The sequence below is a fragment of the Corynebacterium sp. HMSC073D01 genome (genome assembly GCF_001815555.1).
GTDB classification, from domain to species: domain Bacteria; phylum Actinomycetota; class Actinomycetes; order Mycobacteriales; family Mycobacteriaceae; genus Corynebacterium; species Corynebacterium glucuronolyticum.
In genome coordinates this window covers 170,349-183,578 of the sequence record NZ_KV821031.1, presented here as the reverse complement: position 1 = coordinate 183,578, position 13,230 = coordinate 170,349, and the positions used below count along the sequence as shown (strand labels likewise).

Below are 13,230 nucleotides of genomic sequence, written 5' to 3'. Positions count from 1 at the left end.
CCAAATGAGCGGGAACGGCGTGAGCGCGTTGCTAGTGCTGGGGAACGAGAGCTTTCGCTGCATCCGATTCCTCGGCAGCAGCGAGAATGTACTCCCTCAACTGTTTTCTTCCACGGTGGATCCGAGATCGCACGGTTCCCATCTTTACGCCCAAAGTTTCAGCGATCTCCTCGTAGCTCAGTCCCTCCATGTCACAGAGCACGACGGCGACACGATAATCAGGGCTCAGGTTAAAGAGAGCTCGTTCCAATGTCGGATCCAGGTTCGAGTTAATGTATGCCTCATCTGGTGTCGGGTCTGATCCCGGGTACCGGTCGTAAGCCGTTTCATTCAGCGCTTCCATCCGAATAGCCGAACGGTGACGAACCATATCAAGGAAGAGGTTAGTGGTAATTCGGTGCAGCCATCCCTTGAATGCACCAGGCTTGTAGCTTTTCAGCGACCGGAACACTCTCATGAATGTCTCCTGCGTCAAATCTTCAGCATCCTGTTTGTTGCCAGAGAGGCGATACGCAAGCCGGTAAACTCCGTCTGCATGTTCGGCGACGAGATCCGCCCAGGACGGCATCTCGCCGGTACCCGCGTCAAATGCGCTTGTACCGGTGAGCTCGTCAGCCACTGGGCCTTCCTCCGTGCGGGGGGGCTGGTCGGTGGGCTTCCCATTGCTTTTATCCTTCCGGCGGGAACCGAAACCAATCGCTCCGGAGAGGGAAAAAGAGGAAGTCGCGTTTTTCATAGCTTTAATCCAAACATACGGTGATGAAAATGAGCCTAACATGATATTGATTTCCGCTGTGAGTTTCAACGAAATTATTCTTGTGTCTACCCCCACGTTCATCCCCCTTCGGTGTTGAATCGGACACGATGCGTGTGGCCTGCCCCAAAGCCCAGCAAAGCCACTAGACTGATGTCCGTGACTGAGGAACTAGTACGCTACATCGAACAGACGACGGTCGACGACGACTTCCATATCCGAGCACGAAACGACGCCCGGGAGTTCGGACTGTCCGCCCCAGATATATCCTCCGGCCAGCTTCTCTCGCTCCTCGCGGCGCTCGTAGCAACGGACTCCAACCGCAGCGGTGTCGCGGCTACTCCTGCTGCGGGAATCGTCGGACTTTACTTATTTGACGGTCTCGGACCCGATGGGCACCTCACTTTTATCGACCCCGAGCATGAGCATCAGAACCAGGCAAAGGATGTGTTCCGTGCCGCCGGCCACAGTCACTATCGTTTCCTCCCCTCCCGTCCACTAGAGGTCATGGGACGTCTGGCGCCGGACTCTTACCGCATCGTCGTTGGCGATGTGCCCGCTCTTGACCTCCCAACATTCATTGATGAAGCCTGGCCGCTTCTGCAGTCTGGCGGCGTGCTCGTTCTCCTCGATGCGCTATTCGACGGACTCCTCGGCGACGAGACACGTACAGATCGGGAATTTGTCAGCGCCCGGGAGGCTGATGAGAAGCTTCGCAGCTTCGAGGACGCTCTCATTACCCGCCTCCCGCTCGGGGCCGGTGCGATAATCGCGTTCAAGAAATAGACTCCCCGATTCCTTGGGGATCGCTTCTGGCATCTCACATGACGAAAGGACGTCGGAAAGCCCCCAACAAAGGGGACGTGCGGGAGCTAAAGGCAACCGAAGAGCTGCTCTAAAGAAAGGAAAAAATCCCCGGAAAAACCGGGGATTTTTCGTGCGCATGAATGAGGGTCTAGACCACGTGGTTCTTCCCCACCACGACAACGCCGTTGGCGGAGACGTTAAACCGCTCCGCGTCCCGGTCGTTGTCAACACCGATAAACTCGCCGTCAGAGACCACGACGTTCTTATCCAGGATGGCATGTCGCACAACAGCGCCACGACCGATGCGGACGCCAGGCATCAGGACTGCACCTTCAACGGTTGCACCTTCTTCGACGATGACGTTGGTGGACACCACCGAGTTACGAACCGTTGCACCAGAAATGATGGACCCGTTGGCAACCATCGAAGACTGAGCAATACCTCCCTGGACGAACTTCGCCGGTGGCAAGTTGCCGTCATCCGTCGAATGGATCGGCCACTTCTGGTTGTACAAGTTGAACACCGGATTGACGCTGATGAGATCCATATGCGCGTCGTAGAACGCATCGATCGTACCGACATCGCGCCAGTAACCCTTGTCCCTTTCCGTCGAGCCAGGAACCTCGTTTTCAGAGAAATCGTAGACGTGGGCTTCACCCTGTTCGACGAAGTGCGGAATGATGTTTCCACCCATATCGTGGGAGGAATTTTCGTCTTCCGCGTCAGCCTGCAGAGCCTCAATGAGCTTGTCGGTGGTGAACACGTAGTTGCCCATCGACGCGAAGGTCACGTTCGGATCGTCCGGGGTGCTCGGAGGATCCGCCGGCTTCTCCAGGAACTCCGTGATGGTTCCGTCATCGTTGGACTGGATACAGCCGAACGCTGTCGCCTCCTGCCGCGGAACGCGGATACCAGCAACCGTTGCCGCTTTGCCCGATTTGATGTGCTCCTCCACCATCTGAGCTGGATCCATGCGGTAAACGTGATCTGCACCGAAGACGATGACGTACTCAGGGTTCTCATCGTAGATCAGGTTAAGAGACTGAAGGATCGCGTCGGCTGAACCGTTGAACCAGCGCTGCCCCAGGCGTTGCTGTGCGGGTACTGGGGCAATGTAATTTCCGGTCAGTCCGGAAACCTGCCAGGCCTGAGAGATATGGCGGTCAAGGGAGTGAGACTTGTACTGCGTAAGCACGCAGATTTTGAGGTAACCGGCGTTAACCAGGTTGCTCAACACGAAGTCGATGAGTCGGTAGCTACCGCCGAAAGGAACGGCGGGCTTTGCGCGGTCAGCTGTAAGGGGAAAGAGCCGCTTCCCCTCGCCGCCTGCCAGGACAATGGAAAGAACGGACGGTTGGTTTCTCATACCTCCAATTTATAGCGGAACGCGACTTTTGTCTCGGAAAGTGATCTCCACCACCGATGCTTCTCAAAAAAGAGGCATGTACCAGCGATTCTCCTGGAGGAACAGGTCTTACACCCGCCCCAAGGAACCACCCCCTAATGGTGGTATCTTCAAAAATAATTATCGATCCAAAACTATGTGCAGGCTCCTCCCACCGACAATTCATCCATCTGCACGGTTACCCATGCTCCCACTCATCTGCAGAGTTGGCGCTAACGCACCCTGTCCGTGCGCGCGCTCCTCGTTGCAATCCCCGCGGTCGCTCCCCCACACACATACGTGCAACCGCACGCACGTACAACCGCACGTACACGTCGGTAGGTACATGTCTGCGCATCTGTGGGTACGCGTCGGTGGGTACATGTCTGCGCGTCTGCGGGTATACGGCGATGGGTACGTGTCCGTGCACATCAGGAGCAAGAAGACCTGCAAAATAAATATATTCCAGCTAGATTAGTTGGTATGCGAGTAGGAATGATGACAAGAGAGTACCCGCCAGAAGTCTACGGAGGCGCCGGCGTACATGTGACGGAGCTAACCCGTTTCATGCGCGAAATCGACGGCGTCGATGTCGACGTGCACTGCATGGGTGCTCCCCGCGACGAAGCAAATGTCTACGCCCACGGCGTGGACCCGGAGCTGGAGAATGCCAACTCCGCCATTAAGACCCTGTCCACCGGCCTGCGGATGGCTAACGCAGCTGACAATCTTGACGTTGTGCATTCGCACACGTGGTACGCCGGTCTCGGCGGACACCTCACGGGAAAGCTCTACGGAATCCCCCACGTAGCCACTGCCCACTCCCTCGAACCACACCGCCCGTGGAAGCGTGAACAGCTCGGCGGCGGCTACGACGTCTCCTCTTGGAGCGAGAAGAATGCGATGGAAAACGCAGACGCTGTCATCGCTGTGTCCGCGAAGATGAAGGATTCCATCCTTGATGCATACCCCAACATCGATCCGGACAAGGTTCGCATCGTTCTCAACGGTATCGATACCGAGTTGTGGCAGCCACGCCCCACTTTCGATGAAGCGGAGAACTCCATCCTCAAGGAACTCGGAGTCGACCCCACCCGTCCGATCGCTGCATTCGTCGGCCGCATCACGCGCCAGAAGGGTGTCGGCCACCTTGTCAAGGCAGCCAGCCACTTCGACGACGGCGTTCAGCTCGTTCTCTGCGCGGGCGCACCGGATACCCCCGAAATTGCAGCCGAAACGGAACGCTTGGTCAAGGATCTGCAAGAACAGCGCGACGGCATCTTCTGGGTGCAGGAATTCCTCCCGAAGCCGAAGATCCAAGAAATTTTGACGGCAGCCGATACGTTCGTCTGCCCGTCTATCTACGAGCCGCTCGGAATCGTCAACCTCGAGGCCATGGCCTGTGGAGCAGCGGTGGTGGCTTCTGACGTGGGAGGCATCCCCGAGGTTGTTGTCGACGGCACGACCGGTTCCCTCGTCCACTACGACGAGAATGACACGGAAGCTTTCGAACGCGACATCGCAGCAGCCGTGAACAAGATGGTCTCAGACCGTGAGGCCGCTAAGGCATTCGGAGAGCGCGGACGCACCCGCGCCGTCGAGGACTTCTCCTGGGCTACTATCGCTCAGCAGACGATCGACGTGTACAAGTCTCTCATGTAGGCAATTTTTCCAACGGCCAAGAGCCAAAGGGCGTGACGCTTTTCCGTCACGCCCTTTTTGTATTTCACACGGCTCCCTCACTCTGCTCCTCCCCGACCCGGCGCATTCATATTCCCGTCTTTTCCAGTTTCTCTAGACTTTCAGTCTCTTCGAGTTGTATTAGCCGCGGGGTGGAAGATCCCGACTAGATGATTTGCCGGCGCATGACACACGCTATGAGCCAACGAATTCTCATGGTGGAGGTTCGCGTTGTACTGCGTTGGGTGGCTCCCCCTATGCGCGCACCCCTTGTCGGTGTCCGTTTTGGGTACACGCACTCGCGGAAGCGCATGTCCACTGACGCGTGAGACCACAAGTCACGTGCAAAAGCTGCTTTTGTCTCTAGACAGAACGAATCTTTTGGTTTTGAAAACGGTTAGGAAGCGCGGCCTACCACTCTATGGCCAGGCGAAACAGCACGTGGTTGCAGTTTCCGGGTACTCTCGGAGGTAATCCTGAGCCGGATGCCTGCAGCTCGCTGCAGGGGACACGGCTTTGTGCACGAACAGTGCAGCCTATTCCGCAGGGTGAAGAAAAACTTTTGTCCACACAGATAGGAAAGTAAAGATGGTCACTCACCGCCCAGAACTGCACATCACCGCCCCCGCAGGCGTGTTAGAGGCACCGGCGGGGTCGCTACTCAAGGACGGCACGTGGCACATCATGTACCAGTACGAACCCCAGGCTGACGGACACGGCCACTGGGGGCACGTCACCTCCCCTCACTTCTCGCCCTTTCATTGGTCAGAGCAGCAAGATATCCTTGCCCCGACGGAAAACGAAACGGACTTGTGGGCCGGTTCCGTTATTAGTGATGCCGGCCAGGTAAAGCTCTTTTTCACTTCCGTCTTCGGCACGAAGACGGAAGTTCACCGCGCGGACATTGTGGATGGGACAGCACAACGCAAGGGCTGCGTTGTCGGAGACGGTGAAGGGGGGTCGAATTTCCGCTCTCCATGTGTCATTGCGCGGGGAGCCGGATGGCTCATGCTCGCGGTTAGTGGACCGGAGGATGATCCACGACCTGTGATCCTCGAGTCGCTCGACACTGCTAATTGGAGTCTCATTGGTGATCTGGAGTTCTCCGGTAAATCGGGTCTCGAGGGAATCCCGCAGCTTGTAAGCCCCCGTATCATTGTGCTCGCTGACGAGTTCACAGGCGATTACCACGACGTGCTTCTTGTCACCGTCCAATTCGGTGAAATCGACATCTGTGGTTACCTTGTCGGTCACTTGCATGGAGCAACTTTTGAGGTCGAAACACCGTTCACCCGTATCGACTACGGTCATGACTTCTCCCGCCCACGTACAACCAACTTTGATGTTACTGACACGACGTCTCTTGAGGGAGCAATCATTTTCGGTCTTATGGACGGTGGCGGCGCTCTCCATGATTTGGCTACCGATCCCTCGTTTAGCTCCGAAAATTGGGTGAATTGTCTGTCCGCGCCGCGACTGGTCACGCTCCAAGACGGTCATCTGTTTCAGACACCGTACCCAGGTCTTACATCGGAAATTGAAAAGACGGAGCGCGCTTCTCTGTGGAGTGGTTTGTTCAGTGTGGGAGAGGGGGAAATTTCCGTCGCACTCGTCGATCACGACGACAACATTTACGCGACCATCTCTCATACAAAGGATGCCGTATTCCTCGATCGCTCCGAGAGCAGCTTCTTCCCAGAAGATGAGATGGCAGAGGCTCCCGTTACATGCAGCGACACCCAATCTATGTCGATTCTTGTCGACGGTTCCACGGTCGAGGTTTTTGCCGATGGTGGTGCCGCTACGCTCTCCTCACGTGTGTATTTCGACCATGACTTCTATCGTTTCGCAGTCCGCACAACTGGTGGTGCCGTCCTGGAACAGGTAGTCGCAGACTAGTCCGACGACGCCGGGTGTGCCTCTCACGGCACGCCTGGGAACAGGGAAAACCGGACTTACGTCAAAAACTATCCACCGCACCCTCTTTGCAGGAAAGACAAAGGATGCCGTACGTTCGCGCTTGTGCGACGTACGGCATTCTATTAATTGTCCATGTACATCAGCTATGTGTGGTTTCCCTGTCTCCGAAGCCCCCTATTGGTGGTTCGTCTAACACTTTGGACAATCTGGGCGCTTTTACTTCTTCTTCAATCGAGTGATCGTGGAGCGGGCGGTGACAGTCATGGTGTCTGGTAGGCGACTGGCTCTGCGAGCGAGTTCATCCTGATCGATCACCTGCGCAGACGGGCTCATCGCGATCTGAGCGAGGATCGAATCGTGATCCAGCGTCATCGGGAACTCCACAAGTTGGGGAGCATCGATGGCCTCGAAGAACTCTGCCACTTGATCGATAATCTCCTCGACCTTGTGCGGGCGAACATCCGGAATTTCCAACGGTGCACGCAGCTCGCCAAGATGCCCTTCATGGGAAGTAAGAACCACGAGCTCTCCTCCGTCCTTAAGGACACGGGCGAATTCAGCAGGATTACGTGGCGCAAAAATGGCAGAGATAACATCAACGGATTCGTTGAGGAGTGGCAGGGTGCGCAGCGCATCGGCAACTACGGCGCCTACACGCGGATGACATTGAGCGAGCTTTTCCGCCGCAGGCAGGGATACATCGATGGCAACACCGACGGATTGGTCAACGCTATCCAGGGTGTGGGAAAGGTAATACCCGGTGCCGGCACCCACCTCACAGAGGGCGACTTCTTGGGTAACCGGAATATCAGCATCATTCACGGCCTCGCCTACCGAGCGTGTGACGGCCTCCACGAACGGCGCAAAGTGGCCGTTGGCCAGGAAGATATCTCGCGCTTCCACCATCTTTTCGTCATCTCCAGCGGGGAGTTCCCCGTCTGAGAGGATGACGTACCCCTCTTCACTAATCGGGTATTTCCGCCCATGTTCGGAAATGAGGGCGGTCCAATCCTCGTTGCCCCGCAGAGTTACCCCATGAAAGCTCTCGCTGGGATCCTGCAGTAAATGGATGACATCACTCAGCATGTGTGTGCGCGCTCGTTTCTACTTCGACAGCAGTGCGTTTTTCTTTACAAAAATGGTAGTACAGACCTGGTCACGTAATCTACCTATTGTTCTACATTTGTAGATTTTCTAGTTAAAACAAAAATCCCCGGACAGTAGTCACACTCGTCCGGGGGAAGGAATCGTCGCGGTTTAGCCGCGAAGCGAAATCCGTATGGCCGCAGCGCGTTACGCCTCAGCCACATCGGTCAACAGGCTGCCTAGTTCGCCTGCCTCTTCCTTATTCAGCTCAATGACGAGCCGACCGCCTCCGTCGGTGGGGATGCGCATCACGATCTTGCGCCCCTCTTCCACCGCTTCCATAGGACCATTACCAGTCCGAGGTTTCATCGCTGCCATGGTGTAGAAAACTCCTTCTCCAAAGTTCGTGACTACAGCTCAGTCACGCTATACTTTGCAATTCTACCCAAATTTTAGACGTTCAGGGCAGGTTCCATGTCCACGATTCCACGTTTTCGCAGCTAGATGCGCCCCTGCACTGCAGGGTCTGGCTCGCTTCCTGTGGGGATTCCGGTCACCCGAGATGTCGAATTGTCCTGTTCCCCACTTTTGTAGATAGCCATCAGTGCCGCATCGACTTGGTCCTGCCGATACCCACGTGGCGCGAGTTCAAACCGAATATCCTGCAACCGCCCCTCGGCGATAGCTTTCTCATTATTCGCGATGACATCACGGTGCTCAACGGGCGGCAGTGGCTCTCCCGTGCCGAAAACGCGGTAAAAGATATATCCGAATGCTGCGATGACAAGGGCAAGAATGAGGACTACCACTGCCCACATAATTAGAGAGCCGTTCATGCTTTCTTCGCGTTCTTCCTCTTCTTATGCTGTTTCACAATGTGTTGGACGGCATCGTCAACGGAATCGGTCGTGATAAACAGGTCGAGATCGTCCTTGTTTATCATTCCTTCTGCGACGAGCTTGTTCTTCATCCAGTCTACGAGACCAGCCCAGTACTCTGTCCCCAGCATCACAATCGGGTAGTTGGTCATCTTGCCGGTTTGCACCATGCACAGGACTTCACACAGCTCATCCATCGTGCCAAAACCACCAGGCAAGCAGACGAAGGCCTCAGAGTACTTGAGGAACATGGTCTTACGCACAAAGAAGTAGCGGAAGTTCAGCCCGAGGTCTACCCAGTCGTTGAGATGCTGCTCGTGAGGGAGCTCAATGCCGAGTCCGATAGATAGTCCATCAGCCTCGCACGCACCGCGGTTGGGGGCCTCCATGAGGCCAGGACCACCGCCGGTGATGACGGCGTATCCGGCCTCAGCTAGCTTGCGCCCTAGTTCCACGCCAAGCTCGTAATAGGGGTGCCCCTCCTCCACTCGGGCAGACCCGAATACCGTGACCGCCTCTGGGATTTCAGCAAGTGCCCCGAAACCGTCGACAAATTCACTCTGAATTCTCAGTACACGCCACGGGTCTTCGTGCAACCAGTCGGTGGAGTGTTGAGTATCGAGGAGTCGTTGATCCGTGGTTGAACTCTGCGTCCCGCCATGGCGCATAAGAACCGGACCACGAAGGAACCGGGCCTGCTTATCTGAGGACGGGGTACGAGTTGGAGCCATGAAATATCACTTTCTTTCTAATATGGAACGTTCATAGTAACGCGAACCTGGCTTGCCTGCAGGGTTTGTACAAACGGGCTAGCCTTCCGAAAGCTGCAATTCTTGTGAGACGCAAGCGAAAGGGCAGTGAAAGGTCAGCGAAAGGTCACGGTGCCAGCACGGGGCGAGACTGTCAGAACGACACACGATGCGTTACGCGCAAACGCCGATGTGCGGCGCCAGCATGCGTCGACCGTGCAGCCCGCCGGTGGCGAGCCGAGCGATTTTACTGTGCGCTGTCTTGCGATGTGAGAAAAGCCGTGATGAGCTCGGAGACCTCCGTAATCTGACTAACAGGGCACTGCTCTTCCGGCTTGTGGCACAACGATGGATCTCCTGGCCCGCAGTTAACCGAGGGGATTCCCAGGGTGGCAAGTCGCGCGACATCCGTCCAGCCGTATTTGGCGCGGACCTTTCCCGCAAGCCGGACAAAATCTGCAGCTACCGGATGGCAAAGTCCGGGGGCGGCAGCAGGAGACACGTCATCATATTCAATGTCCACGAGGTCATCGGCACGATCGGGGTCGCCACCGCCAATGACGGTACACATGTGCGCCTTCGCTTCCTCGACGGTTCGATCCGGGGCATACCGGAAGTTAACGAACATGACGGCCTCGTCGGGAATGGTGTTTTTCGCAACACCAGCTTCCGCGACAGTGGCGTTAAATCCCTCCCGGTAGGTGCACCCATCGATGTCCACCTCGCGCGGTTCATCCGCCGCGATACGAGTAAGGATCGGCCCCAACTTGTGCAACGCATTCTCCCCCAGCCACGCCCGCGCCGAGTGAGCGCGCGTACCCCGGGCAGTGAGCTTCATCCTGATGGTCCCCTGACAGCCGGCCTCCACGTATCCACCGGTAGGTTCCCCGAGAATGGCAAAGTCAGCGTCCATCCAGCCCGGGTAAGCATCGATAAACTTCTGCAGCCCCGAGTACTGGGCGGCAATTTCCTCGCACTCGTAGAAGATAGCGGTAATGTCCGCGGTGAGCTCATCGGAATCTGCAAGGAGAGCAAGTGCGTGGAGGAAAACGGCATCGCCTGATTTCATGTCCACGCTTCCCAGCCCGTGGATGACTCCGTCTTCCACGGTGGCGGGGATATTCCCGGCGGCGGGAACAGTATCCAGGTGGCCGGCGAGGATGACTCTGCGCCCAAGGCCACGCTTTGTCCGCGCACCGACGGTGTTGGCTATCCGCACCGTCTCTAAGCCCAGACCACGCAGCGCCTCCTCCACAGCATCGGCGATGGCCTTTTCTGATCGCGATTCGCTGGGAATGTCGACGAGCTGTTGGGTAAGCAACACGGGGTCGGTGAGATCGAGGGCGGTATTCATGCCGTAATGCTACCGCAGCCTCAGATGTGGACCGATTGCAAGCGCCTCAAGCCTCGTCAGATAAGCTAGAACCCATGACAATTCAAGGGGCACGAGCCGTAGGGATCGCTAACATCGCAGCAGATGGGACAGTCCTCGACACGTGGTACCCGCAGCCACAACTGGCGCAGCCCAAGCGCTCCGAAACGCGGCGCCTCGGGGCAAGCGATCTTTCCCCGCGGCTGCTCAATCTTGTCTATATCGACCAGGATCGGATGGTCGAACAGGTCGCCGTCGAAACGTGTATCGCAGATCTGAGCAAGCCGGTCGTTGATGCCCACGATGCGTACCTTCGTTTGCATCTTCTTTCGCACCGCCTCGTCGTTCCCGGATCCATCAGCATGGAGGGGCTTATCGATGCCCTCGCGCTTGCTGTGTGGACAAATAAAGGTCCGTGCCTGCCCGATAACTTCGAATTCGTGCGTACGACGCTCCGCGCCCGTGGTCTCATCCACGTTTACGGCGTAGAGAAGATCCCGCGCATGCTGGATTACGTTGTTCCTTCGGGCGTGCAGATCGCCGAGGCCGAGCGTGTCCGCCTTGGCGCCTACCTCACGGAAGGAACGCTCGTTTTGCGCGAGGGATTCGTTTCCTTCAACGCCGGCACATACGGGCCGGATCGCATCGAGGGGCGCCTCACCTCAGGGGTGACGATTGGCGAGGGCAGCATCATGGCGCTTGGCTCATCCGCGCTCTCACCGGCAGTGAACGGCGTACGCCCCCTCATGTATGTCGGTCGCAACTGTCGCGTCGGAGAAAACACCACAATCATTGGTGTCTCCATCGGCGATAACTGCACGATCGCGCCGGGCTTAACGATTACCCCGGAGACGCTGGTGCAATTCGGTGATTCTTCGTCTCCGCGTCCCCTGGGCCCGGTTCTCGAACCTAACTGGTCGATTTCTCACCCTATGGGAGCTAACGTCCTCGCCGCTACACACGTCTAGAGTTCATCGTCACGCGTGCCACACCCCAATTGCCAGCGCAATTGCGGTGACAATACCCTTACCACAAATGGACTACTTTCGAACGTTAGTTTCCCCCTCCCCGCTACCCCCGTCTGTAGTGTGAGATGATTCAAACGCTTAGAATCCCACCATGGCTTGGACTAATAAAAGACAACGAACCGCCACGGATGGCAGTTCTGCCGGCAGTGCCGGCAGTGCCGGCGCACCACATACCTCTGATTCCTCACGGCTAGGATCGGGGCTCCAGGTGCGACACCTGACCATGATGGGCCTCGGCTCGGCGATCGGCGCGGGCCTCTTCCTGGGCACCGGTGTCGGTATCCAAGTCGCTGGCCCTTCCGTCCTCCTTGCCTATATCGTCGCCGGCCTCCTCGTCATCGGGGCCATGCAGATGCTCGGCGAGATGGGCGCAGCCCGACCTGCGTCCGGTTCCTTCTCCGTCTACGCCGAAATGGCATTCGGTCGCTGGGCAGGTTTTTACCTCGGCTGGCTGTACTGGTTCATGCTCATCATGGTCCTCGGCGCTGAGATGACCGGCGCATCTGCCATTATGGCCTCCTGGTTCGGTGTCGATCCGTGGATTCCAGCACTGGTCTGTGTCGTCTTCTTCGCAGTGGTGAACCTCATGCAGGTGAAGGGCTTCGGCGAGTTCGAGTTCTGGTTCGCCTTCATCAAGGTCGCTGTTATCGGCATCTTCCTCTTCATCGGCGTGCTGCTTATTTTTGGTCTTCTTCCGGGGACGGAGTACATCGGCGCGCAGCACATCCGGGAGTCCGGCTTCCTCCCCAACGGCCTGCCAGGCCTAGCCGCGGGGCTACTTGCCGTCGCCTTCGCTTTCGGCGGCATCGAGATCGTGACGATCGCAGCCGCAGAGTCCGCTGACCCCGTGCGGTCCATCTCCCTGGCCGTGCGCTCCACCATCTGGCGCATCTCCGTGTTCTACCTCGGCAGCGTCTTGGTCATCTGCTTCCTGCTCCCCTTCGGCGACATCGCCGGAGCGGACACGGCAGCTGAAAGCCCATTTACGCGCATCCTTGCGATGGCTAACATCCCGGGTGTTGTGGGCATTATGGAGGTTGTCATCGTCCTCGCGCTGCTCAGCGCCTTCAACGCGCAGATTTACGCCTCCTCTCGCCTGGCCTACTCGCTGGCCACCCGCGACGATGCTCCCGCTATCCTGGGGGTCACCAACCGCCACGACGTGCCTATGAACTCGGTAATCCTGTCCATGATCTTCGCCTTTGTCTCCGTTGGCCTGCAGTTCTGGAATCCGCCGGGACTGCTGGAGTTTCTCCTCAATGCTGTCGGCGGCATTCTCATCGTCGTCTGGGGCACGATCGCACTTTCCTGGATCAAGCTTCACCCGCAGTTCAAGGCCTCGGGCGAACTGACGGAGGTGCACATGCCAGGCCACCCTTACACGGGCTGGGCGACATTCGGCATCCTCGTCGTCATCGTCATTCTCATGCTGTTTGATGCCGGTGCCCGCCAGCAGCTGTTCGCACTGTGCGTCATGTCCGCCCTTATCCTGTTCATCGCTTTCATCACCGGCCGTTGGTCACGAGATTCCGAGCCGCGCTACCGTAAGCGTCGCCGACAGGCGTAGCGCCA

12 protein-coding genes are annotated in these 13,230 nt (G+C 57.3%); 5 read left to right on the top strand and 7 right to left on the bottom strand.

Annotation, left to right across the window (positions count from 1 at the left end; translation table 11 throughout):
* Positions 1-31: 31 nt before the first annotated feature.
* A complete protein-coding gene (sigE, locus tag HMPREF3044_RS04965) occupies positions 32-736 on the bottom strand; it encodes an RNA polymerase sigma factor SigE (protein ID WP_005395923.1) in 705 nt (234 codons plus the stop codon).
* A gap of 171 nt (positions 737-907) precedes the next feature.
* On the opposite strand from sigE, the gene HMPREF3044_RS04960 reads away from it, so the two are divergent.
* Complete coding sequence (locus tag HMPREF3044_RS04960) at positions 908-1,540, top strand: O-methyltransferase (protein ID WP_005391953.1); 633 nt, start codon at positions 908-910, stop codon at positions 1,538-1,540.
* Between the two features lie 169 nt (positions 1,541-1,709).
* Here HMPREF3044_RS04960 and glgC read toward each other — a convergent pair whose 3' ends face one another.
* Entirely contained in the window at positions 1,710-2,927 is a 1,218-nt protein-coding gene (glgC, locus tag HMPREF3044_RS04955) for a glucose-1-phosphate adenylyltransferase (RefSeq protein ID WP_005391951.1), read from the bottom strand.
* A 501-nt stretch (positions 2,928-3,428) separates the two neighbouring features.
* On the opposite strand from glgC, the gene glgA reads away from it, so the two are divergent.
* Entirely contained in the window at positions 3,429-4,607 is a 1,179-nt protein-coding gene (gene glgA, locus HMPREF3044_RS04950; RefSeq protein WP_034989569.1) for a glycogen synthase, read from the top strand.
* Positions 4,608-5,213: 606 nt separating this feature from the next.
* Positions 5,214-6,524 carry a glycoside hydrolase family 32 protein gene (locus tag HMPREF3044_RS04945; RefSeq protein WP_070739651.1) on the top strand — a complete coding sequence of 437 codons (1,311 nt, stop codon included), beginning with the start codon at positions 5,214-5,216 and terminating at the stop codon, positions 6,522-6,524.
* A gap of 237 nt (positions 6,525-6,761) precedes the next feature.
* On the opposite strand, the gene HMPREF3044_RS04940 is transcribed toward HMPREF3044_RS04945, so the two are convergent.
* The 5 genes from HMPREF3044_RS04940 to dapE form a co-directional block, all read right to left on the bottom strand.
* Positions 6,762-7,631 carry a methyltransferase domain-containing protein gene (locus tag HMPREF3044_RS04940; protein WP_005391944.1) on the bottom strand — a complete coding sequence of 290 codons (870 nt, stop codon included), beginning with the start codon at positions 7,629-7,631 and terminating at the stop codon, positions 6,762-6,764.
* A gap of 207 nt (positions 7,632-7,838) precedes the next feature.
* A complete protein-coding gene (locus tag HMPREF3044_RS04935) occupies positions 7,839-8,009 on the bottom strand; it encodes a DUF3117 domain-containing protein (RefSeq protein ID WP_070739648.1) in 171 nt (56 codons plus the stop codon).
* Between the two features lie 122 nt (positions 8,010-8,131).
* A complete protein-coding gene (locus HMPREF3044_RS04930; protein WP_005391941.1) occupies positions 8,132-8,467 on the bottom strand; it encodes a hypothetical protein in 336 nt (111 codons plus the stop codon).
* Positions 8,464-9,240: an LOG family protein gene (locus HMPREF3044_RS04925; protein ID WP_034989567.1), complete on the bottom strand. Its 777-nt coding sequence runs from the start codon at positions 9,238-9,240 to the stop codon at positions 8,464-8,466. Before HMPREF3044_RS04925 ends, HMPREF3044_RS04930 begins: the two co-directional genes overlap by 4 nt.
* Positions 9,241-9,505: 265 nt before the next feature.
* Positions 9,506-10,612, bottom strand: a complete 1,107-nt coding sequence (gene dapE, locus HMPREF3044_RS04920; protein WP_070739645.1) for a succinyl-diaminopimelate desuccinylase — start codon at positions 10,610-10,612, stop codon at positions 9,506-9,508.
* A gap of 74 nt (positions 10,613-10,686) precedes the next feature.
* On the opposite strand from dapE, the gene HMPREF3044_RS04915 reads away from it, so the two are divergent.
* Both HMPREF3044_RS04915 and HMPREF3044_RS04910 read left to right on the top strand, forming a co-directional pair.
* Positions 10,687-11,598 (top strand): DapH/DapD/GlmU-related protein, encoded by a 912-nt coding sequence (locus HMPREF3044_RS04915; RefSeq protein ID WP_005395906.1) that lies wholly within the window; start codon positions 10,687-10,689, stop codon positions 11,596-11,598.
* Between the two features lie 283 nt (positions 11,599-11,881).
* Positions 11,882-13,225, top strand: a complete 1,344-nt coding sequence (locus tag HMPREF3044_RS04910; protein ID WP_005391934.1) for an amino acid permease — start codon at positions 11,882-11,884, stop codon at positions 13,223-13,225.
* Positions 13,226-13,230: the final 5 nt, after the last annotated feature.